This is a genomic window from Buttiauxella sp. BIGb0552 (assembly GCF_004366275.1).
Classification (GTDB): Bacteria; Pseudomonadota; Gammaproteobacteria; order Enterobacterales; family Enterobacteriaceae; genus Buttiauxella; species Buttiauxella gaviniae.
Genome location: NZ_SODY01000001.1, coordinates 855,660 through 879,374, shown reverse-complemented (window position 1 = coordinate 879,374; position 23,715 = coordinate 855,660). Strand labels below are relative to the sequence as shown.

Annotated in this window: 20 protein-coding genes; 6 read left to right on the top strand and 14 right to left on the bottom strand. The window is 48.0% G+C overall.

What is annotated here, in order from left to right:
* Positions 1-303 precede the first annotated feature (303 nt).
* From pykF to EDF88_RS04000, 8 genes are all read right to left on the bottom strand, one after another.
* Positions 304-1,716: a pyruvate kinase PykF gene (pykF, locus tag EDF88_RS04035; RefSeq protein ID WP_064518368.1), complete on the bottom strand. Its 1,413-nt coding sequence runs from the start codon at positions 1,714-1,716 to the stop codon at positions 304-306.
* Positions 1,717-1,933: 217 nt separating this feature from the next.
* On the bottom strand, positions 1,934-2,353 hold the full coding sequence (locus tag EDF88_RS04030; RefSeq protein ID WP_134183048.1) for a hypothetical protein: 420 nt from the start codon (positions 2,351-2,353) through the stop codon (positions 1,934-1,936).
* A gap of 124 nt (positions 2,354-2,477) precedes the next feature.
* Positions 2,478-3,644: a cupin gene (locus EDF88_RS04025; RefSeq protein ID WP_134183046.1), complete on the bottom strand. Its 1,167-nt coding sequence runs from the start codon at positions 3,642-3,644 to the stop codon at positions 2,478-2,480.
* An 11-nt stretch (positions 3,645-3,655) separates the two neighbouring features.
* Positions 3,656-4,447, bottom strand: a complete 792-nt coding sequence (locus EDF88_RS04020) for an aldolase/citrate lyase family protein (protein WP_134183044.1) — start codon at positions 4,445-4,447, stop codon at positions 3,656-3,658.
* Positions 4,444-5,175 (bottom strand): alpha/beta hydrolase, encoded by a 732-nt coding sequence (locus EDF88_RS04015; protein ID WP_134183042.1) that lies wholly within the window; start codon positions 5,173-5,175, stop codon positions 4,444-4,446. Before EDF88_RS04015 ends, EDF88_RS04020 begins: the two co-directional genes overlap by 4 nt.
* Positions 5,172-5,939, bottom strand: coding sequence for an SDR family oxidoreductase (locus tag EDF88_RS04010; protein WP_243839575.1), 768 nt, complete (start codon positions 5,937-5,939; stop codon positions 5,172-5,174). The genes EDF88_RS04015 and EDF88_RS04010 overlap by 4 nt, the downstream gene beginning before the upstream one ends.
* The gene (gene hisD, locus EDF88_RS04005; RefSeq protein WP_134183040.1) at positions 5,939-7,270 is read right to left on the bottom strand and encodes a histidinol dehydrogenase; all 1,332 of its coding nucleotides are present in this window, start codon (positions 7,268-7,270) and stop codon (positions 5,939-5,941) included. Before hisD (EDF88_RS04005) ends, EDF88_RS04010 begins: the two co-directional genes overlap by 1 nt.
* A gap of 94 nt (positions 7,271-7,364) precedes the next feature.
* Positions 7,365-8,615 (bottom strand): MFS transporter, encoded by a 1,251-nt coding sequence (locus tag EDF88_RS04000; RefSeq protein ID WP_064518377.1) that lies wholly within the window; start codon positions 8,613-8,615, stop codon positions 7,365-7,367.
* A gap of 281 nt (positions 8,616-8,896) precedes the next feature.
* Here EDF88_RS04000 and EDF88_RS03995 point away from each other — a divergent pair, with 281 nt between their 5' ends.
* From EDF88_RS03995 to EDF88_RS03975, 5 genes are all read left to right on the top strand, one after another.
* Positions 8,897-9,967 (top strand): LacI family DNA-binding transcriptional regulator, encoded by a 1,071-nt coding sequence (locus tag EDF88_RS03995; protein ID WP_134183038.1) that lies wholly within the window; start codon positions 8,897-8,899, stop codon positions 9,965-9,967.
* On the top strand, positions 9,964-10,935 hold the full coding sequence (locus tag EDF88_RS03990) for a nuclear transport factor 2 family protein (RefSeq protein WP_064518381.1): 972 nt from the start codon (positions 9,964-9,966) through the stop codon (positions 10,933-10,935). Before EDF88_RS03995 ends, EDF88_RS03990 begins: the two co-directional genes overlap by 4 nt.
* A gap of 186 nt (positions 10,936-11,121) precedes the next feature.
* Complete coding sequence (locus tag EDF88_RS03985; RefSeq protein ID WP_134183036.1) at positions 11,122-12,261, top strand: ester cyclase; 1,140 nt, start codon at positions 11,122-11,124, stop codon at positions 12,259-12,261.
* Positions 12,262-12,264: 3 nt separating this feature from the next.
* A complete protein-coding gene (hisD, locus tag EDF88_RS03980; protein ID WP_134183035.1) occupies positions 12,265-13,572 on the top strand; it encodes a histidinol dehydrogenase in 1,308 nt (435 codons plus the stop codon).
* Between the two features lie 174 nt (positions 13,573-13,746).
* Positions 13,747-14,061 carry a hypothetical protein gene (locus tag EDF88_RS03975; protein ID WP_064518387.1) on the top strand — a complete coding sequence of 105 codons (315 nt, stop codon included), beginning with the start codon at positions 13,747-13,749 and terminating at the stop codon, positions 14,059-14,061.
* Between the two features lie 71 nt (positions 14,062-14,132).
* Here EDF88_RS03975 and EDF88_RS03970 read toward each other — a convergent pair whose 3' ends face one another.
* The 4 genes from EDF88_RS03970 to EDF88_RS03955 form a co-directional block, all read right to left on the bottom strand.
* On the bottom strand, positions 14,133-15,017 hold the full coding sequence (locus tag EDF88_RS03970; RefSeq protein ID WP_134183033.1) for a transporter substrate-binding domain-containing protein: 885 nt from the start codon (positions 15,015-15,017) through the stop codon (positions 14,133-14,135).
* A 55-nt stretch (positions 15,018-15,072) separates the two neighbouring features.
* A complete protein-coding gene (locus EDF88_RS03965; protein WP_134183031.1) occupies positions 15,073-15,990 on the bottom strand; it encodes an amino acid ABC transporter substrate-binding protein in 918 nt (305 codons plus the stop codon).
* A complete protein-coding gene (locus tag EDF88_RS03960; RefSeq protein ID WP_134183029.1) occupies positions 15,978-18,212 on the bottom strand; it encodes an EAL domain-containing protein in 2,235 nt (744 codons plus the stop codon). Before EDF88_RS03960 ends, EDF88_RS03965 begins: the two co-directional genes overlap by 13 nt.
* Positions 18,213-18,570: 358 nt before the next feature.
* On the bottom strand, positions 18,571-20,538 hold the full coding sequence (locus EDF88_RS03955) for an EAL domain-containing protein (protein ID WP_166671944.1): 1,968 nt from the start codon (positions 20,536-20,538) through the stop codon (positions 18,571-18,573).
* 664 nt (positions 20,539-21,202) lie between these two features.
* Between EDF88_RS03955 and EDF88_RS03950 the strand changes: the two genes are divergently transcribed.
* Positions 21,203-22,657: an amino acid permease gene (locus EDF88_RS03950; protein ID WP_134183026.1), complete on the top strand. Its 1,455-nt coding sequence runs from the start codon at positions 21,203-21,205 to the stop codon at positions 22,655-22,657.
* A gap of 114 nt (positions 22,658-22,771) precedes the next feature.
* Here the strand turns inward: EDF88_RS03950 and EDF88_RS03945 are convergent, their stop codons facing one another.
* Complete coding sequence (locus tag EDF88_RS03945) at positions 22,772-23,245, bottom strand: DMT family transporter (protein ID WP_134183024.1); 474 nt, start codon at positions 23,243-23,245, stop codon at positions 22,772-22,774.
* A 9-nt stretch (positions 23,246-23,254) separates the two neighbouring features.
* Positions 23,255-23,689, bottom strand: coding sequence for a DMT family transporter (locus EDF88_RS03940; protein WP_134183022.1), 435 nt, complete (start codon positions 23,687-23,689; stop codon positions 23,255-23,257).
* Positions 23,690-23,715: the final 26 nt, after the last annotated feature.

The following is a 23,715-nucleotide window of genomic DNA, read 5'->3' as shown; positions in this document are numbered from 1 at the left end:
AATACCCTCTAGATTGAGTTAATCTCCATGTAGCGTTACAAGTATTACACAAAGTTTTTTATCTTGAGAATAAATTTTTGATGGGAATGCACTTAAATTTGATCGTTCGCTCAAAGAAACACCGAACCGGGGCTAAAAACTAAAAAAAATAGAAAAAACAGAGGATTTTAATCGGATTCATCTTACTAAATTGCGACTTAAATAGAGCAAGCCGATTTGCTTTTTAGTGCAAATTGTCTATTTAACCGAATAAAAAAAGCGCCCGAAGGCGCTTTTTAAGCAAATTATTCGTTCACAGGAAATTTACAGTACGTGAACAGACGCAGTATTGGTGGTGCCACTTGGTACCAGAGCACCAGAAACCATCACTACGATGTCGCCTTTACGAGCCAGGCCGCTTTCCAGTGCAACTTCTTTACCCAGACGGTAGAAATCATCAGTAGATGCGATTTCTTTAACCAGCTGAGGAATAACGCCTTTGCTCAGAACTAACTGACGAGCAGTCACTTCGTTGGTGGTCAGAGCCAGGATAGTTGCGTTAGGGAAGTATTTGCGCACAGCTTTAGCAGATTTACCGCCTTGAGTCGCAACAACAACAACTGGAGCATCCAGTTTTTCTGCAGTTTCTACTGCACCACGGCAAACTGCTTCAGTAATACGCAGTTTACGGCTGTCTTGATTGTTATCCAGACGGCTGGTCATCACGCGGTCAGTACGCTCACAGATGGTAGCCATGATGGTCACAGCTTCCAGTGGGTATTTACCTTTAGCAGACTCACCAGACAGCATTACTGCGTCGGTGCCGTCGATGATGGCGTTAGCAACGTCACCAGCTTCTGCACGGGTAGGGCGTGGGTTTTTGATCATGGAGTCGAGCATCTGAGTTGCAGTGATTACAACTTTACGAGCGCGAACACATTTCTCGATCATCATCTTCTGAGCGAAGATAACTTCTTCAACTGGGATTTCAACGCCCAGGTCACCACGAGCAACCATGATGCCGTCAGAAGCTTCGAGGATTTCGTCGAAGTTGTTCAGGCCTTCCTGGTTTTCGATTTTGGAGATGATCTGGATGTTTTCGCCGCCATGAGCTTTTAAGTGCTCACGGATTTCAACAACGTCAGAACGTTTACGGATAAAGGACGCAGCAACGAAGTCAACGCCTTGCTCGCAACCGAAGACCAGGTCTTGCTTGTCTTTTTCAGCCAGTGCTGGCAGAGCGATAGAAACACCTGGCAGGTTAACGCCTTTGTTTTCGCCCAGGTCGCCGTTGTTCAGTACTTTACAAACAACGTTTTTGCCTTCGATTGCAGTCACTTCCATACCGATCAGACCATCGTCTACCAGTACGGTGTTGCCCACGCTCAGGTCGCTGGTGAAACCTTCGTAAGTTACAGCAACGATATCGCTGTTACCCACAACAGTTTTGTCAGTGGTGAAAGTAAAGGTCTGGCCCGCTTTCAGGGAAACGTCGTTGCCGCCTTCCAGTTTGATTGTGCGGATTTCAGGGCCTTTGGTGTCCAGCAGGATAGCTGCTTTCTTACCAGACTTTTCCATCACGTTGCGCAGGTTCTTGATACGCTGACCGTGTTCTTCGTAGTCACCGTGGGAGAAGTTCAGACGCATAACGTTCATGCCAGCATCAAGCATTTTGCTCAGCATTTCTTCGGATTCGGTTTTTGGACCGATGGTGCAAACAATTTTAGTCTTTTTCATGACAGTCTTATCTGTAAGTTGAGAAGGATTGTGAAAATTCGGTTCCGGTCGATACGGGCGCCGGAGCGCAAACTAAAGCTGGTATTGTTCATGTGCCACCCGGTAAGGATAGGTGACAGAAATAAAGCGTGCAGAGGAAAGTGTGCTTGCGGTTCAGCCTGCCGAGGATATTGATTGCTTTCTATTGTATTAGGACAGTTCAATGCGCTGAAACCATTCAAGTCAAGACGCGCACATTATAGAGGTAACTTGCACCGAAAGGAATTGAAAACGCTGTTTCAAATTCAGAATGCGCATAAATACAGCGAGGTGTTATCGGTGGGTTGCAAAAACATGAATTAAATTGGTAGGCAAAAACGTAGGAAGCGGTTTTTTTCTTATAAGAAAACTTACTTAAAATATATTTGTATAATATAATATTTTTTTGAATGAGTTGATCAGCAACCAAACAGCCCTCCTCATTCAGTGTTTTTATTAAATGAAGAAAACAATTAATGATTAAGTTTATGGTTCCTGCTGTCATCGCAGTTGCTTTTTTTGTTGCTTGTGGGAATGCCCCGGCGAAACGGATTGCGCAATGTGAGAACCACGGCAACAGTGACGGCGTTTGTGCTGCGCAAGAATGGGATTTTTCCATGGAAAGCCCATTCCCCGATAACGACCTATCAACACTTGCAAGCCGCGTTACCGCTCAGAAGTAAGCCGGCACGCGGGTTTCTTACAGCCTCCATGCATCCTTGGCGAATTTGTGAAAATATCGCTTACGGCATACGAGCGATGTTCTCACCCGCCCGACGTGCGGTTGCAGGCAAAATACTTGCCGTAGCCACATAGCCATCGGGATCGAGACAGCGATCCCGCTCCAGCGCCTGGTCAATAATTTCGGCATCCCAGTAAATTTTCTTACGCTGATCGCCCTGAGTAGTCAGCGTCGCTTCCATTACGCCGTCAACCGCGCGGTATTTCCGCCAGCTCCCCGCAGGCACTGAGATCACCGAGCCTTCTTCCGCCACAATCGTCACTTCTTCACCTGGTCGATTCCACGTGATTTCCAGCGTCCCTTTAAACACCATTAGCACCTGAACATCCGGGCAGGAATGCAGCCCAACACGATGTTGGTCCTGAATGCGCAACCACTCAACAGAGAAACCATGTGGGTTAATAATCGGCGGCGTGTTATGTAAGTCCTGCGAAATTCCGTAGCCAATCACCGGTGCGATTTCGCCACCGTGGCCCGGCAGAACGGAATCCAGCAGTGCATTTGCCGACCATGTCCGCTGCTCGCCAGTCACAGCACGCTGGCTCATTTCCTCTATTGAATAATCGCGCAACGCGGCGATATGCTCCGCGCCCAGCGGCTGTAACAAGTCAGCTTCATCAGGTTTTTTACCACCCGCCTCGACATCAACCAGCATATTGTCGCGGCTCAGATACAGGCCGTATTCGCGAGCCGCGTCGAGAATCGACGGATGCCAGATAATCCCGCCAGTGTTATTGCCGCCCAACACGGTGAACACCATACCGCAGGTATCCGTTGGGCTGACGTTGGTAAAGCCACGGAAAATCCACGTTGGTATCGACAAAATAGCAGGAGCGCTAAATTCTGCCTGATGTTCACCGTTAGCGCCCCAGCGGAAACGCCAGCTTCCTTCATGAATCAAAAACACTTCGGCGGTGAAATGCAGATGCAGATTGTTGGTCACGCCTTTTGGCATCGCCGCCGCACCGATATTAAAGCCGTGCGGCTCGGGAATATTCACCACCTGTGAAGCCGACTGCGTCACGCCTGGGCCAATAAATGAATAGTTTTGCTTGAGGTGCGAACCCGGCAGCTTGCAGTCGATAAATGCCACGCTACAGGAAACGCGATCTTCAGGGCGTACCAGGCGGCGTTGGGCTTCTTCCTGGGTCAGAGTGATGGTTTGCATAATGTTCTCCATTAATATCCAGATGCGCCACTAGCTGGCGGGGTTTCACCTCGTGCGGCGGCGATGGCAATGCGCGAAGCACTGCCGAGTTGCATGACGTCATTTGCCGGGGTGACAAAGTTAAAGCCTTGCGCAATTCGATTCGCGGCTGCCTGCCCGGAAGTGCAAAAAATTCCGGCGAGCTTGTTGTGGGCGCGACAGCGACCAAGCACTAACTCAATAGCCGCCAGCATTTCCGGGTGCTGCGACTCAGCACTCGCGCTGCCCGTGAGTGTTAAAGAAAGGTCGTTCGGCCCGATAAACACGCCGTCCAGCCCGTCGATATCCAGAATCGCATCGAGGTTTTGCAGGCCTTCGCGGGTTTCAATCATTGCCAGCGTCAGGATCTCTTCATTGGCATACTGCGGGTAATCTTTACCGCCGTATAAAAGGGCGCGCGCCGGGCCAAAAGAGCGGTTACCGAGCGGTGGGTAGCGGCAGGCTGAAACAAACTGCTGCGCTTGTTCTGCCGTCGAAATCATCGGACAGATAATTCCCCAGGCACCAGCATCAAGCAGGCGCATAATTTGTGCCGGTTCGTTAGTGTTCACACGCGCCAGCGGAGTGGCAGGCGTCGCGGAAATCGCCTGAAGCATCGACAACGCGCTGGCGAAATCAATCATGCCATGCTGCATATCGACGGTGACCGAATCATAGCCCTGATGGCCGACTATCTCGGCGCTGTAGCCTGAAGGGATCGCCAGCCAGCCGTTAATAATGGGTTGCTGCTGACGAAAGGCCGCTTTGAGCGGATTTTTTCTCATGATGCTGACTCCTGTATCCAGTTGCGCATTGCGATTGCCACTAATTGCGGCGACTCAAGGGGGAGGAAATGGCCGCTTTCCGGTAGCGTTAACCAGCGGGATTGCGGAGCGGTGGCAACAACCGCTTGATGATGTTGTGGGGTACAAATAGCGTCATAAGCGCCGTTGATAATCAGAATCGGCGAGTTAAAAGCTGCCAACGCTGCACGACGATCATCGCGGGAAATCGCCACTTCTGTTTGTCTTGCAAAAACGTCGATACCGCATTCTTCCGCCATCTGAACTATCGTTTGGTGAAGTGCCGCATCATCCAGACGATGCGGCGCAACATACTTCGCCCACAAATTTTTAGTGAGCCACGATGTGATCCCAAGGCTTGCGGCTTCCTTTATTGCTGCCCGGCGCGTGGCCGCATTTTCCGGCAAATCCCGCAGCGGATTGACAGACAACAATGCCAGCCCGGCAATTCGCTGCGGTGCCAGCGCCACCATTTCCAGCGCGACCATCGCGCCAAGGGAAAATCCCGCCAGGCAAAAACGCGGTGGTAGCACGTCAAGTAATTGCTGAGCCAGCGCGTGAGTGGAATTGCCGTCGTTCAGCGTGACGCAGCTATAATGCGCGACATTTAGCTGCTCGATGAGCGGCTGCCATAGCCGCCCGTTGCACAGCGTTCCGCCTAGCAGAATCAGTGGCGCGTCATGATTTTCCAGCAAAGGAGAAGTATTCATGTTGCTGTCCACCCGCCATCGACCATTAATGCCGTGCCGGTAATTAGGGCGGAAGCAGGCGAGGCGAGAAACACCACCGGCCCCATCACATCTTCCAGCGTTCCCAGCCGTTTCAGCTTGATGTTATCCAGCACATAGCGACTGAACGCCGGGTCCGCGAGATTCGCGCGCGACAGCTCGGTTTCGATAAACGTCGGGCACAAGGTATTCACCCTAATCCCTGATTCGCCCAACTCCAGTGCCATTGTTTTAGTCAAACCCTCAAGGGCAAACTTAGAGGCACAATACACGCTGCGCTGTGGCCCGCCGACATGGCCCATCTGCGAAGAAATATGAATGATGGAACCGGCTACCTGGCGCAGCTTCATACTGCGGGCGACTTGCTGACTTACAAAGAAAGTGGCCCGCAAATTCAGTGCCATCACCGCATCAAAATTCTCTTCACTTACTTCAAGGAAGGGCTGATGACGCGCAAGCCCGGCGCTGTTCACCAGAATGTCGAAGCCCGGCAACTCCATCAGCGTTTTGCCAACCTGCGTGGTATCGGTAATATCCAGCGCCACGCTGTTTAATTGCAGGCCTTCTGCGGCGGCGCTTTTGACCGCCTCGTCAAGCTGTTCGGGCTGGCGGGCGATAATCCACACCTGCGCCCCAGCTCGCGCAAGAGCTATGGCCGCCGCAAAACCGATACCACGAGAACCGCCAGTCACTAAAGCCCGGTGATTATCGAGTCGAAATTCCGGTGTGCGAGGAAGCGCCATCATTACGACGCCTTCTCGATATCCACTGCCGGAACGCTACCAGCGTATGGCACATCCTGGTTGCCGTAGCGACGTACGCGAATATTGGCTTGTTCCGCATGGCCGGAAAAACCTTCCAACTGGCACAGGCGCGAGCAGTAGCTGCCAATTTCCGTGGAAGCTTCATCACTGAGCACTTTCTGCCAGGTGCAGGTTTTCATGAATTTTCCGACCCACAGTCCGCCGGTATAACGCGCGGCTTTTTGCGTTGGCAAAGTGTGGTTGGTGCCGATAACTTTATCGCCGTAAGCGACGTTGGTGCGCGGCCCCAGGAACAGAGCGCCAAAGTTGGTCATATTGGCGAGGAACCAGTCATCGCGGTTAGTCATCACCTGCACATGTTCGGAGGCGATGCGGTTGGCTTCCTGCAACATCTCTTCGTAGCTGTCGCAGACAATCACTTCGCCGTAGTCGCACCACGCCTGGCGGGCAATTTCTGCGGTTGGCAGTTGAGTCAGCAGTCGTTCAACTTCACGCATCGTTTCCTGCGCCAGTTTTAGCGAGTTGGTGAGCAAAATCGCAGGCGTGGTTACACCGTGTTCAGCCTGGCCGAGCAGGTCGGTGGCGCACATTTCGGCATCTACCGTTTCGTCGGCAATCACCAGCGTTTCCGTTGGCCCGGCGAACAAGTCGATTCCCACGCGACCAAACAGCTGACGTTTGGCTTCTGCTACAAAAGCGTTACCCGGGCCAACCAGCATATCAACAGGCGCAATAGTGTCGGTGCCGAGGGCCATCGCGCCAATCGCCTGAATCCCGCCGAGTGCGTAGATCTCGGTTGCGCCTGCCATCGCCTGTGCGGCAACAATCGCCGGGGCAGGGCGACCATTAAACGGCGGCGCGCAGCTAATAATGCGTGAACAACCGGCGACATTGGCGGTAATAATCGACATATGCGCGGAGGCTAATAGCGGATATTTACCACCAGGTACATAACAGCCGACCGCATTAATCGGAATGTTTTTATGGCCAAGAATAACGCCGGGGCGCGTTTCAATTTCAAGATCGGTCAGACAACCTTTTTGCGCCGTGGCGAAATTGAAAACTTGCTGCTGGGCAAATTCAATATCTTTAATATCCTGACGGCTTAATTGTTTAATGCAGGCATTAATTTCACTTTGCGATAAACGATAATCCTGGCGGTCGTAATTATCGAACTTAATGGATAACTCACGAATTGCTTCGTTACCGCGTTGCTCAATATCGGCCAGCGTATTTTCAACCACAATACTGATTTGTTTATTGGCCTGCTGACGTTCAGATAAAGACTTACTGGTTTTTAAATATTGCGCCATGACGCTCTCCTTTGATTTTTAATGCGTGTTTATCCCGCCCGGCATCGCGGGTGAATGGGGGGGATCGGATTAAATAAATGACTATGGGTTAAATTTACTGGCTGGTTTTATTGGCATATTCCTGTGCCGATGAAACTTTCGGTAGACTCTTTTGCGCCGCTTTAATCTGGCGCTGCTCCACACTGCGTGCCGCCATCGGTGTGAGGAAAGCTGCAATCACGCACAGCGCGCCAATCATCAGATACCCGGAAGACAAGTTAATGTGTTGCAACATCAAACCCATTGCGACCGGGCCGACAAACATGCCGACAGAATAAATGGTCTGGAATAAGCCCATGCGCGTTGATTGTTCATCCTCAACCGTATTCACCACGCTTAAAGACATAAACACGGCGAACGCCATACCAAACGAGAAGCCCGCCATCGCCTGTAAGAAATAGATCAGGTACATATTGCTGGTGAAAGGAATGCCGATACTGGAAATCACTTGCAGGATAATGCCGATAACGGCGGTTTTCACCAGCCCGAGGCGTTTATAAAACACCGAACTACACATCGCTATCGCCAGCGCGTAGAAAATCAGATGAATATTGCTAAGCAAGGTCAAAATACCTGCTTTTGCGCCGAGCTGCTGTGCGTAAATTGGCGTTAGCGTGTCGCGTGTGGCGAAAGGCACCAGGATGACAATGGTGGCCAGCAGGCCAATAAACCATACGGAAGAGTCCGCGAGCTGGCGCTTCGCACTATTGATACAGGCTTTAAGTGTGGGTGCGCGGGCAGCATCGTGAAATTCTTTAATGCGAAACGTCAGAATCAATGCCAGTAGCGCCGAGACGCTTGAGACAAAATAACCGATGTTCTTGTCAAAAAAGTGGATTAACGCGCCACCAATACAGTTGCCGAGGAATACCCCTAATGGCCCGGCAAGTGCTAGTAATGCCACAGCGGCAGGCGCATCTTTTTTATCAAAATAGCGAATAAACAGGATGTTATATAAAACCCATGTCGCCGCAGTGAATCCATCGGCGGCTTTGGCCAGGTATAACGTCATGGCGGTGGGTTCCAGGTAGGCTATCGGCCAGGTCACCATCGGTAGCAGCAGGCTGAACTGGATAAATATTTTTCGGCTCTTTACCACATCCGACAAAATGCCAATCGGGAAACGGATAAACAACGTGGCTAACCCACTGGCGCCCATAATCATTCCCACCACTTCTGGCTGCATTCCTTCGCTGATTAACATCGGGGCGAGGAAGGCATCAATACTGTGGATGCAAATGAAGAACAACACGCTAATGGTAAAAAAAAGTCTGACTTCGGAACGACTAAAGAGTGCACGAAACATGTGGTGAACCTCTTAAATATTAATGGGTTATAACCAATCAAGTACGGCATTAACCGGTGCAGTCCTTTGTCGCTCATTTGCGTCACCGGTAAAACTGACGGCGTATTTTTTGTTTTCTGCATACGTATTCAAAAGTTGAAGTTACGAAAAGGTTTCAGATTTGTAAAGGTTGATAATGTAAATGTGAAAAAAATAATTTTGTCTGTTGCATACGCATGCAAAGATGGTGTAAGTATAAAAAACAGGCATTCCAGAGGGATGTGGATAAGGACTACCAAATCATGAAACGTAAGACTTTTGGCCCCGTGACTTCACAGCAGGTGGCGCAAGTGGCGGGAGTATCACAATCGGCGGTATCGCGAACTTTCACTCCGGGGGCGAGCATTTCGCCAGCCACCCGTGAAAAGGTTCTGAAGGCGGCGCGTGAACTGGGCTATCGGCCAAATGCCATCGCCCGTTCGCTGAACACGGCTCGTTCGCGCATCGTCGGCGTGGTGATGTCCTATTTTGATAACCAGTTTTACCCGCAGGTGCTGGAAGCGCTGGCGCAAAAGCTCGATGAGCTGAACTACCACCTGCTGCTGTTTGTGGGCGACCGCGATGGTAATGTCGACCGGATTTTCGACCAGATCATGCAATACCGGGTTGACGGTATCGTGCTGGCTTCGGTTTCGCTTTCCGTTGAGCTTTCAGAAGAGTGTGTCGCTGCCGGGATCCCGGTGGTGCTGTTTAACCGCAGTGAAGAAAATGCCACGGCCTCGAGCGTGAATACCGATAACGAAGCCGCCGCGCGGCAGATTGCCGAATTTTTACTGGCGGGGGAGCACCAGCGCTTTGCTTATGTCGCCGGGCTTTCCGATTCTTCGGTTAACGTGGCGCGCCAGAACGGGTTTATCAGCACGTTAGAACGCAATGGAATCCAGGACGTACGCGTGGTGCAGGGCGATTACGATGCCAAAACAACGGCAAAAGCGGCGTGGGAGCTGTTTTCATCTCCCAATCCGCCAGATGCCATTTTTGCCGCCAACGATCATATGGCGCTCACCGTTATGGATGTCGCCCGCTTTGAGTTTGGCCTGCGCATTCCTGAAGATCTCTCGGTAATTGGCTATGACGACACCGGCCCGTCCGGCTGGCCGTCTTATGCGCTGACATCGGCTTCGCAGCCGGTGGATGCCATGGTCAGTGCCACGTTAGCACTGCTGATGAAACAAATTGAAAGTGAAAACATTGAGCCGGAACAGGTTGTGGTTCCCGGCGTGCTGGTGGTGCGACACTCCGCAAGGCGTCCACGCTCTGGCGTTATCGAAAAAGATGGGCTGTTTTTATTCCAGCCGCAGGAGGTTGAATGACCAGGTTGCCGGGCTTTAGCCCTCAGTTTGACTCTATCCAGCAGTTTATTTTGACGCTGACCCATGTGGTGTGGGAGCAAAAAGACATAGGCCAACTGGCGGATTTTTACGCCACTCCGGTGGTGTTTAATACGCCTGAAAAACAGCTCAACGACCTTTCGCAGTTTATGCGCCTGACGCTGGAAGCGATGCACAGCTTTCCACAGCGCACGGTGCTGACCGAAGATATTCTCTGCTCCCATTCACCGCATTCAGAACATTACGCCGCCCAGCGCACCGTGGCCTGTATTCAGCACCAGGGCGAAGGGTTCTTTGGGAAGCCGAGCGGCAAATCTATTTGGGTGCGTACCTGGGCCGATCGAGTGTGTGCAGATGGCGCGGTGCGCCAGGAATGGTTGCTACAGGATCGTGCCGCCATCATTTTGCAAACCGGAATAGAAGTGCGTGATTTTGCGAGACAACTCGCAGATTCGCGCCGTGAAGCCGGGCTGGAAAATATCAGCGCCGAAGAGATGGACGCGCGCTGGGCGGGCGGCCCGGAAGGCGATGACATCGATGGCCCGCTGGCGGGACTGGTAGAGCGCTATTTGTCTATGTGGGCGGGCGGCAACAGCGGCGTGGTGCCGGGGCTGTACCACCCAGCAGCAACGCTGCATGGGCCAGGCCATGCTTTATGCACCGGCGAGCAGGATATCGGCGGTTTCCTGTCGGGATACCGCGCGTCGTTTGCCGACAGCGAAACGCATCTCCATCATTTGGTTGTGCGCCGCGACGCCAATGAACCGGTGCGTCTTTCGTTGCGCTGGTCGCTGTTAACCTGGCACGACGGATACGGGAAATTCGGTACGCCGACGCGTCGCCCGGTTTCTATTACCGGTATAAGCCAGCTGGAATTACGTGATGGTTTAATTATCCGTGAATATCTGGGTGTAGATGAATTAGCTATCTGGTCTCAGATTCTGAATTAAAATTAGTTGTGGGGAGGCCATCCCCAAATAAATAAAACACTTGATAATGACAATTAATTTGTCAGGTGTTTCTATCGCCTGAATATTTAATTAATGATTGTCGCCATTGCAGGTGAGGGGCATCTTCATCCCCAAATAATATGCGCTGTAATAACCTCAGTGCATTCAAATAACGCAGGAGGTCATATGTCTTCAACTGAAACAACCAATAAAACGCCAGTAGCTTCAGAGAAAAGCAATACCAAACCCACTCGCGATGAACCTGTATTACAAGTCGAACGCCGCGACTTTGTTGATTTAGTCCCGGAGAAACGCCCGCGCGTGCAATCATTACGCGGCTTTGACGATTGCTATACCGATATTGTCGATTACATCGTTCGCTGCACCCATAAAATATGGGACGAACGCGATGTTGGTTTAATTTATTCCCATTACACCCACAACTGCGTTTTATATAATGCGCTCGGTACCATGTATAACCGCGAACAGGTAGTGCAGGATACCCTACAGCGTTTAATTGCCTTCCCGGAACGCCGCGGTATGGCGACTCAAGTTATCTGGAATGGTAACGACGTTGAAGGTTTTTACACCTCCCACCTGGTGACCGGCACGGGCCGCCACACGCAATACAGCCATCTCGGTAAGCCGACCAACCGCACTTTTGTTACCCGCACCGTGGCGGACTGCATGATCCACGAAAACAAGATTTACCGTGAGTGGGTGGTCAGTGACAACATGGCGATGATGCGCCAGTTGGGGCTTGATACCGATGTGATAGCGCACGGCATGGCAAAAGAGCAGTTCGATAAGGGCTTCCGCGTCACCGATATTGGCGAAAACCGCCGCATGGTCGGGCAATATCCGCCGGAAATGGAATGCGACGTTTCAATCGCCCACACCGATACCGAAGAACAGTGCCTGCGCTGGCTGCACGAAATTTATAACCGCCGCATGCTCGGCAAAATTAAAGATGTCTATGCGCCGAACGTGCAGTGGCACGGTCCATTAATGAAAGAGCTTTACGGCCAGGCGGCGGTTATCCACCAGACGCTGGCGCTGATTGGCATGATCCCGGACGGTGCGTGGATGCCGCAGCACATCTGTTCTAACCCTTGCGACGAAGGCGGTACCAAAGTGGCGGTGCGCTGGATTATGGAAGGCCATCACCTCGGCTATGGCGAATTAGGCAAACCAACCGGTGAACGCCTGTTCGTGATGGGCATGTCTCACTATCACATCGTCAATGGCAAAATCATCGACGAATGGGTGGTTTACGATCATCTGGCACTGCTGGCGCAAATCAAACTGGGACAAATGGGGGAATAAGAGATGGGTACGATTTCTGAAGCTGATGTTGAGTTTATCAAACACCCTCAGGGGCAAGATGTTCAGGCTGACCGCACGCTAACCGAGACGGTACAAAATATTATTGACGAGGTGCGCGAGCGTGGCGATGCCGCGCTGCGCGATTATTCGGCCAAATTTGATAAAACGACACCGGACAAATTTGAAGTTTCAGAGCATGAAATCGCCAGCGCGCTGGCGGGGCTAGATCCGCAAACTCGCAAGGACAGTGAGTTTGCCATTGCCCAGGTCAAGCGTTTTGCGCAGGCGCAGTTGGCAACCATGCAGCCGCTGGAGATTGAAACGCTGCCGGGCGTGCATTTGGGGCACCGTATTATCCCGATTCAAACTGTGGGCTGTTATGTGCCTGGCGGGCGCTACCCGATTTTATCCGCGCCGGTGATGTCCATTGTTCCGGCGGTGGTCGCAGGCTGCGATGAGATTATTGCCTGCCTGCCACCGGGTGCGCATCCGGCGATGATCGCCATTTGTCACCTTGCGGGCGCGCATCGCATCTTTAAAGTGGGCGGCGCGCAGGCCATTGCTGCCATGGCCTGGGGAACGGAATCTATCCCGGTGGTGGACAAAGTTGTCGGGCCGGGCAACGCGTTTGTTAATGAAGCTAAACGCCAGGTGTTTGGCAAAGTCGGTATTGATGCGTTGGCGGGGCCAAGCGAGATTTATGTGATTGCAGATGACAGCGCCGACCCGCGTATTTTGGCCGCCGACCTGCTGGCTCAGGCCGAGCATGATGTACATACCCGTGTCGGTATGGCGACAACCAGCCCGCAAATCGCCCGCGCCACGTTTGCTGAAATTGAACGCCAGTTAATGAATCTACCAACGGCGGCAACCGCCGGTGAAGCCTGGAAACGGCAGGGCGAAATTGTTATCTGCCGCGATGAAGAGCAACTGATTGCGTGGGCCGACCATATGGCCACAGAGCATTTGCAGGTGCATACCCGCGACCCGCACGCAACGGCGAGCAAAATCCGCAACTACGGCTCGTTGTTTATCGGGCAAAACGCCAGCGTGGTGTTCTCCGACAAATGCTGCGGTACCAATCATACTTTGCCGACTATGGCAGCCGCTCGTTATACCGGCGGATTGTGGGTGGGCGCGTATGTGAAGATTTGCACTCATCAGTGGATTGACGACCACGGCATTGCGGCTGTAGCGCAACCCGCCGTGCGTCAAAGTCGTACTGAAGGGATGCAGGCTCATCGCCGTGCGGCAGAAATTCGTTTGTTACCCGATAGCATTGATGCCATAACCAACGGGGAGCGGGATTAAAGATTATTTCCAGGTGAACAATATAACGCCAATTCACCTGAAATATTTTCAACTTAAGTTTTATTAATGTTTATTAGCTTGATAAGGTTATTTCTTAACTACATTATTATCTTGTAAGGGAAGGGCGGTAAATGAATTACCCCCAAGTGTTAATATTAATCATGGATTTGGATTATGCTGTCACTGGAAATGGAAGAAGATGTTGTCCTGCGGGTAAAAGGCATGGAAAAAATGCTTGAAGGGATTGTCCGCGAACTCAAAGCTAATAAAGGCGTTGTTGATGAGTTTATTCGGGATGATATCGCAAGGTTCCGGCACTGTTCAAAAGATGTAATAACGCACCATGTTCAGGCATCTCGTAACGTGCGTAAAAGACTGGAAGATGTCACCATCCATTCTCAAAAACGCGTACGTAAAACGGCCCAGAATAATTTGTTATATGGTGTATTGTGCGGAATGTCATTCTGCATGCTTCTACAATTGATGTAAAAAGCATCGATGTATTATGGGAGAAAGTTACCTTTCTCCCTTTTTTATTACGGGGAAGTTACGGAATAGGGTTAAGACTTTCGAGTAATGTAATGATACATTTCCGTGGAAAGAGGAAGATGTAGATTAATATTTTTCCCAGGTAACTTACTGTTAAACCATTGCTCATAAAATTGCTTAAAATCGCTACGATTGAAGCGTGCAGCAAGATTCTTATCAACAAGGTTTTTTAGTTCAATGTCATTATGACGCAGCATTATACCTAAGTCTTGCGGCGTCCCTAATGTCAGTGTAGATATCTGATATTCTTTCATATCTTCACTAGTTTCAATGAGTTGTCTCAGAGAAACTTCATTCATCGCAGTGGCGTAGCTTTTATGGCTACTCATCGCAGCAAATGCGTCTTTCATCGTGGGTTGAGTAAAGACCATAATGTTAAGCTTCTGCAAACGGTTAAGGCTATTCATATTAATTAAATCAGTTGTACCTTTTGCTACGCTGATCGTTCTGCCTGCTAAATCTGAATAGGAACTAATATTTCCTTTAAATGAACCAAATCGCGTATAAACGGACAGGTAATGACGGGAAAACAGAACGACGTTTTCCCGACTCACTGTATCCGTATTAACGGAGCAATCCATATCAATAATATTATGATTTAGCATGGTGGTACGCATAGTTACTGGTGTTGGAATGAAATTAACAACCAAATCTTTAATATGCAGATCTTTTTTCATAGATTCAGTTACATCTTTGCATAAATCAATGACATAACCCACCACATGCCCCTCACTAGTTTTATAAGAGTAGGGCGGTGCATCACGATAACCAATATTAACAACTTTATGGCTAGATATTCTTTCCAGCGTGGACGTGTTCGTCTCTGCCTTCAAAAGGACGGCGTAGCAAAACAATAATAAGCTCAGTACGTAGTTAAGAAAGTGTTTCTTTTTCATTTATCTTTTTTATGGTTGATCGCTATCTTCTCGGTGGAGTACAAGCGAATAATAGCTAATAAGAATAAAGTTCCGTCGAGGAAAGTGACTGTTTTAGTTCAGGTGGCATTGGCCAGTTGAGAGTAATCCCTTGAGGCATGATGGGCTCAAAAAACCATTTATTATAAATGCTGATGAACTCTTTGCTCAACATCAGCCGCTTCATGGAGTGGTTAATCAGATCGGCAAAATGGTCATTATCTTTTTGCATCGGCATACCAATGGGCAGTTGTGGGCTAAGGGTATCAGCCGATATAGCAAAAGCCTGGGGGTGTCCAGAAAGTGCTATTTGCCCAAGTAACAGAACATCGCTTGAGACTATCGCGGGTGTTTGCCCGCTTTCAAGCGCGGAGAAAGCTTTAATATTGTCGGTTCCAAGATCAATATTCAGTGAGAGTTGATGCTCAGAATTAGCTTGCTGGATGTGTCTGACAAACACGGTGCCGCTTTTTACCAACACGGTATGGCCATTGAGCTCGCTGATAGCCGAAATCCGATCTTCTTTGCGTGATACATAACGGGTTGCGGAGAAAAAATAGGGTTCCGAGAACGTCACTATTTTTTGGCGTTCCGCTGTGTAGATCGTGGGAATGCACCCCATATCGATAGTTTTGTTCTCAATGGTTAAAAATTGAGTTGCTGTGGTGACAGGGACCCAATGAATTTTCAACGCCGGGATTTGTAGCTCCTGCTTAAGCATATCGACCAGTCGATTGCATATTTCAATGGAGAAGCCTTGCGGTTTATGACCTTCAACATATGAAAATGGAAATACATCAGTCTGGTAACTAAGCGTGATAGTCCTGGTTTGTACGATACGTGATAAAAGGTCATCGGCGCGGCTATCGGAAGGTGTCAGCAGGCCAACACTGATTAACATGGTTACTGCCAGAGAACATAGCGTCCGATATAAATGAGTGGTTATAAATTGCATGTGCTCTCCATTTTCTCCAGCTCCAGCTCCAGCTCCAGCTCTGCCACGACACTGGCATTCTCTACCGCCCGGCTAAAATAATATCCCTGAACGGTTATTTCTTCTCCACCAAGGGAGGCTAAAAACTCATACTGTTGTTGTGTTTCAACGCCTTTGGCGGTGACTTTCAACCCGCGCTGTAATGCGTAACGAACCAGCATACCTACTAACACCTGGCTGTCTTCGCACTTGTCGAGTACATCAATAAGAGAGCGAGCAATTTTAATGTGGCTGAATGGGAAAATAATCAGGTAGTCCAGTGTGGCGAAACCTGTTCCAAATTCGTCCAGTACAATGCCAACGCCTAATGCCTGAATTGCATTCAGGGCCGGCAGGATAATTTCGCGATCGAGTTGCTCAGAGCCCGTAATTTCAATTTCCAGCCGCGTGGGATCTAAACCACTTTCTTGTAATGCGTTGCGAATGATGTCCAGTATTCTTGGACTACGCAGTTGGTGTGGAGAGACATTCACCGCCACTGTTTTAGCCGTTGGCCAGTTAGCGGCGTCCATACAGGCGCTGCGGATCAGCCATTCACCTAACCTGGTAATAAGTCCAATATCTTCAGAGACGGAAATAAAGTGGTGTGGTTGTAGCAGGCCTCTAGTCGGATGTTGCCAGCGAACCAGAGCTTCATAGCCTTCGATGGCGTAATTTCCGAGGCTGGTAATTTTTTGATAATGAAGGAAGAACTCATTATTTCTGATGCCATCTTCAATTTCCTGACTAAAGAGCAGGTTATTTGATGGATTCATCGTCATTCCGTGGGAATAGAAATGGAAGCAATTTCGCCCGAAACTTTTGGATGTATAGAGCGCAAGGTCTGCGTGAGTGAACAAATCTTCTCGGGTATTACCATGCCGAGGTGCGCAGGAAATGCCAATGCTACAACTGATAGAGAAAGTATGCCCGCTGCAGGTGAAAGGTTGGTTGAGCGCCTCTAAAACTCTTCTAGCCAATGTTTCAGCTTCAGAAATCGAGTCTTTGTTAATCCGCTGAAGAATCGCAAATTCATCTCCACCGAGACGGATTGCCATATCCCCATCATTAAGTAAGTCCGTTAGACGTGTCGCAGATTCGACCAGCAGTTCATCACCTACGACATGACCATAGGTGTCATTAACGGGTTTGAAATTGTCCAGGTCTATCAATAGCAGATTGAAGATACAGCCTTCAGTTCTTAATCTTATTAGCCTATCGTCGATGGAGTTTCGATAAGCCACTCTATTTGGCAGCAATGTCAGAGAGTCATGGTGCGCCATGTACTCCATCTTTTGCGCCATCTCTTGCATGCGTTGTAGATAACCGCGGTCAACCATTGCCACGCGTAGTTTTTCAATCGCTTTTGCCAGTTCACCTATCTCATCTTCTTGATTCTGGAACGGCGTGACCTGATCAGTTTGCTCATCAGCTATCAACGTCACTGCTTGCACAAGGCGAGGTACCGGGCGGAAAAGATTACGCACTAGCCAATTAACGACCACAACTGTAAAACCCAGGATCAAAATCAGCATCAACAAGGTATTTTTCAACAACTGATTATGAGTAGCAAACAGGGCATTGCGCTCACCAATGCTGCTGACAACTGCACCGATCAACTCGCCGGAAGGATTAACGATGGGAATTGAGCCTACGAAGTACTCTTTCCCACCAATAGAGACAAAGCCTTGGTAATACTTTTCTAGTGCAGCACCATTTGCGGTGTCGTCAACGGCGGTAATTTTTTGCACTGTTTGAGTGTCGGTAAAACCCTTGTTTTTGTCGTACAGCAATAGCCACGTCGGATTATGGGTTTGTGTTGAAACCAGAGTCAGCATATCGGCTGGATCAAAGCCTGTCTGGATTACGGTCTCGTCATCGCAGAGCGGGCGTTCGGATTCGATGGAAATGACCTGCCCTTCGTGGTTGGATTTTACCGTTACTGAGGTGTAGATATTGCGGATGATATAACTGGTAATTTGCGAATTAGTTGATGCCTGTTTAAACCATTGTTCATGAGATATTCGGTTAACCTCGAAAAGGCCCGCCCCAGAGCCAACTCCATAGGCAATTAGAATCCCCAACATAAGGTAGATAGCAACTTTTCCAGTAATCGAATGATACCAGTGATATTCCCCACGTAAGCTAGAATCCTTTTTACAGGGAGGAACAACCTCATGTTGAATGAGCTCTTTATCTACCATTTTTCTATTCGTACTCTTTTTTAAGCGACTAAAGAAGGCTCAAGAGGGATATTTAATTATATAAACTATTATTTTCATTGTGGTTTATATGACGATATTTGTTAATGCGTTATTTTTTCAATGTTAGCGCATTGTGAACTTGCTAGTGAGTCATGCTTTTTAGAAGATATGCTCGTACGGCCAGGTCGTAGGTTTATTATAAAACACGGAGTATAGAGTTGGCTAATTAATGCGTCAACGATAAACATTAACATATCCATGACTCTGCACATACATTTTAAATTTCTCATAACAAACGGAATATCCAAAAAATAGATTTATTGAAAATGAGAATATCCATTATTCACGATGAACAGAGTTAAGTATTAACTACTAAAAGGTTACATAATTTGTTAATGGGCTGTGGTCGATGAAACAGGAACCCTTGTGCTAAATGGATACCACAGTTCTTAACTATTTGATGTTCTTCATCTGTTTCTACACCCTCAATCAATACCTGACTGCCTGAGCTTTTGCAAAGTTGCACAACATGGTGGAGAAATGCTTCACCGCCTTCACGTGCTAATCCGAGCACAAGCGTACGGTCTAGTTTGATTTTATCCAGCTGATATTGTGTTAAATAAGACAATGTGGAATAGCCTGAACCAAAATCATCAAGAGCAATTTTAATACCCAATCGCCGTAGTTCAGCGAGAACCTCAATAATTTGCTCGGGTTCTTTAACTCTTTGTGATTCAGTAATCTCCATTTCTAACTTCCACCCTGATGGCAACGGATTGCGCAATAACTTACTCACCAGACTTAGGAAACTAGGATCAAGTAATGTTTGTGGCGAAATATTCACCGAAAGTGTCATGCCTGGAAAACGAGATAGTTCATGATGAATGGCTTCAACAGCATTCTCAAGTACCCAAAAATCCACCTCCGGCATCATACCAATTCGTTCATAATATTTTAAAAAGTAGGGCGGTGTTATTTTCCCATCATCACTTTGATGACGAAGTAACACTTCCATGGCTACAATTTTCTGACTATCAACAGTTATCTGTGGTTGATACCATAATACAAAATTACCACTGTTCTGCAGGTCATTAATATTACGCCTTGCATCTATATACTCATTTACTTCGGAAAGATAATGATGTGGTGATTCAGCTTCACGATAGCCAGGCACAGGTAATTGAAACTGATTTCCTTTCAATGGAACAAAGCTTGTATTGCCAGAGGGCAGAGTGATCTCTTTATAATCACGTTTTTCCATATAGCGCAGGAAAGGCCAGTAAATCCCAATTCCGGTACAAATTAAAAAAATCTGGAACAACACGGCACTTATTGCGCCATTTGTGCCCAACCAGGCGTTAATGATGGCAGGCGTCGCCCAACCTACCATTTGTTGAAGAGGTGGTACAATGTGCCAAAGGGTAGCGTAGTAGGCAATGATGTAATCCACTGCAGGAGTCATTACGAAGGGGATAAACATCACCGGATTCAATACTACCGGTACACCAAAGATGAGGGGCTCATTGATATTGAAGATGGCCAGAGGCAAGGAGACGTTGATTAAATGTCGATTCGAAGGATTGCGGCTAATGAGTAAACAAATTAAGAGGCTAAGCGTGCCTCCGCTGCCACCAGATGCGCACCACGTCTCATAAAAAGGAACACTTAATATATTTAATGATTCTTTGCCAGCTTTCCATGCAGCTATATTAGATATCGTTTCATTCGATAATCTCAAACCGATATCCTGGAAGATATAAATACCATGCACACCAAAGAACCAGGTGCCTTCACGCACTAACTCATAAAGAAGTCCATGGGTAAAGTTATCAGGGTATATTACTTTGGAAATATCCTGAGTCAGCCAATCACTAGCATGTAAAATGAGATGACCAACCAGTACCAGAGCAAGCAGTTTACTGATGAATGTTAATAATGTCTTTATTGAAATCCAGTTAAATTTTATTCTATTGGTACGGAATAGCTTGATGTTTTTTTCTAAAATTAAGTTGGTAAAGATCGCAGCCAATAGAGCGACTGGCAGGCTTACACCAATAAAAAAGTTAGCTTCATTATTGTTATGCTCAAGACCGGTAATACCAAGTAATACAGTCAGGCTAAGAGAAATGCTGAGCATTATAGATAAACGATATCTGACAGCCCATTGTAGAGAAAAAATGATATTTAAAAGTATAGGAAGGAATACCAACATGCTTTGTTGCAGGTTTTCTAACCAAGCTGAAGTTTTAACCCAATGAAAATTCAGACATAACGTGCTTGCAACAATAACCAATCCTCGTAACACAGAAAATGGCATAATTGCCATAGTGCAACTGAGGACTGCTTGTGAAATACGATTGTTAATGAAATTTAATTTTATTTGGTGAAATATGCTAATCGCGTTTCTTTTAGTTATAGTGTAATTCATTCGTTACTTAATTGTGGGTTGATTTGTTATTGTTGTTACAGTGTCAAAAGTTACTATATCACCATATGCCAGGTGGTGATATTGAATTTTATTACTGGTGCCAATTAAGCAAGGCGGTTATTGATTATTCGTTATATTGTTTGAACAGTCATCCGACCTGATGTGTTTCTTATCCAAAAATACACATTTATTCAGGATGATTTATTTATGGGTGGCTTTGGTAACAACGCTCTTGATAGATTCCTATATTTAAATTTTGATCATGACTTGAAGTAAATTCACCTGATGTTTTATGTTTTTTACAGATATGTTAAAAAATTGGAGCGTCTGGCTATGCCACAATCCACTGCATCAAGATTAACAGAAAACCACAAAGGCTGGGCATAGTGGCAGTCCCTCTACTCTGTTGGGCTGTTTCTAACCTTGATACTGAAATATATTGTGCGGAGAGCCGAACTTTCACACGATATAGTTATATTATCCCCACTACTAATGTGCATAATTCCCCCGGTCAATAAATTACTGCAAGTAATAATAAATATACAGTTAAGGGATGTCGTTTATGGCGCAGTCAGAGCAAAAACAGTTGCGATGGTACAACATCGCGCTGATGTCGTTTATTACCGTCTGGGGGTTTGGCAATGTTGTCAATAACTATGCCAACCAAGGGCTGGTCGTTATTTTCTCTTGGGTGTTTATTTTTGCACTTTACTTTATTCCCTACGCGCTGATTGTTGGGCAACTGGGGGCAACATTTAAAGATGGTAAAGGGGGCGTCAGTACCTGGATCAAACATACCATGGGTCCTGGTCTGGCTTATCTGGCTGCATGGACTTACTGGGTGGTGCATGTTCCATATCTTGCGCAAAAACCGCAGGCAATTTTGATAGCCCTGGGGTGGGCCATTAATGGCGATGGTTCGCTTATCAAAGAATACAGTGTGGTTGCCTTGCAGGGGATTACGCTTGCGCTATTTGTCCTGTTTATGTGGGTGGCCTCCCGAGGAATGAAATCACTGAAGATAGTGGGATCGGTTGCTGGTATCGCCATGTTTGTCATGTCACTACTGTATGTTGTGATGGCAGTAACCGCACCCGCCATCACAGAGGTGCATATTGCCACGACCAATATCACATGGGAGACATTCATCCCTCATATTGATTTCACCTATATCACGACCATTTCGATGCTGGTATTTGCTGTCGGTGGAGCGGAAAAAATCTCTCCTTATGTCAACAGTACCCGCAACCCGGGCCGTGAGTTTCCCCGTGGAATGCTAATACTAGCCGTGATGGTGGCCGTCTGCGCGATCCTTGGCTCTTTGGCGATGGGGATGATGTTCGATTCGAATAATATTCCCGATGACCTGATGACGAATGGCCAATACTACGCCTTCCAGAAACTGGGCGAATATTATCATCTGGGGAATTGGTTAATGGTTATCTACGCGGTGGCTAACACGCTTGGTCAAATTGCCGCCCTGGTATTCTCCATTGATGCGCCGCTGAAAGTATTACTGGGCGACGCTGACTCCCGCTATATTCCTCAGAAACTATGCCGGACAAATGATGCGGGTACGCCTGTGAATGGCTATCTGATGACACTGGTACTGGTTGCTATTTTGATAATGCTGCCAACGCTGGGTATCGGGGATATGAACGACCTGTATAAATGGCTACTGAACCTTAACTCCGTGGTTATGCCATTGCGTTATCTATGGGTCTTTGTGGCCTTTATTGCGGTACTACGCCTCGCGGAGAAATACTCACCAGAGTATGTTTTTATCCGAAATCGCAAGCTGGCACTCACCGTTGGTATCTGGTGTTTTGCTTTTACGGCTTTTGCCTGCCTGACGGGGATTTTCCCGAAAAAGCTGGATGCATTTACGCCTGAGTGGATTTTCCAGTTGTCGCTTAACATTGCCACACCAGTAGTGCTGGTTGGGCTGGGGTTCATTTTCCCACTTCTGGCAAGGCGACATACCCGTGGGCAGAAGCCAGCCGTGCGGAGCAGTTAATAACCTGATGCAGTGTTAATCTGCGGTCACCACAATCCGGTTATGATTTTGTGGTGACCGTCTAAATGTTAAATCCTGTTATTTCAATGTAATGGATCTGCCGATAGCTACCATTCAGTTGGCGATGTTTTTCACGGGCATTGCATTGGCTTTATTACTGGAGTAAATAAAGAAAAGCGCTATTCCCAGGCAGACTACTGCACCAAGGCGCGTCCCAGAAAAGTGAATCGCTTCATTTCCTAACCAGCCAAAATTATCAATGAGCATGCTCATTGCCAGTTGGCCAAAGATAACCGCAACAGTAGCAACAGCCGCTCCAATTCGCTGAACAGCCAGAACCATAATGACAATGTAAGGAACACCACAAAGAGCGCCAAGCAATTGCCATTTCGGCACATCCAGCAAGGTCACAGCATGCTTTGGTTCGAAGAAGAAAATGAGCAGGGCAGTCACCAGTGCGCCAACTGAAAAAGTCAGAAATGCGCTGCGAAATACTCCAACATTGCTACCCAACTTGCCATTAATTGCAGCCTGCATACTAAGAAACGCACCGCCAACGACAGCTAAAATGATCATTAATATATTCACGAGTTCACCTCAGCCCTTTGCCATGAGGAATAGGGCGGCAATAATAAAAATCAGCGCGATAATACGCTTACTGTCAATTTTTCGATGAGAAGAACCAAACAGCCCGTAATGGTCAATGACCAGACTTTTGGAGACCTGCCCTGCCAAAATACCAATCATGGTCATCGCAATACCAATAGTGGGAACGGCAATGGTGAGGATCACGACATACACAGGGCCCAGTATGCCGCCCAGCAGAGTCCATGATGGTTGGGTAAAGAAGGAAGGGCTGTTTCGTGGACTAAAGAACAGCATTAACAAGAATGTCAGCGCAGCTCCGACTCCGAAAATACTGAAGGTTGCCCATAAGTCTCCGACTTCGCTGCCCAGTGGTCCTAACAATCCGGCTTCTACGGATAGCCCCATCCCGCCTGCAACGACGAGTAATATAAATAAAAGCTGCATTAAAACAGTCTCCAATGGTTGAGGTG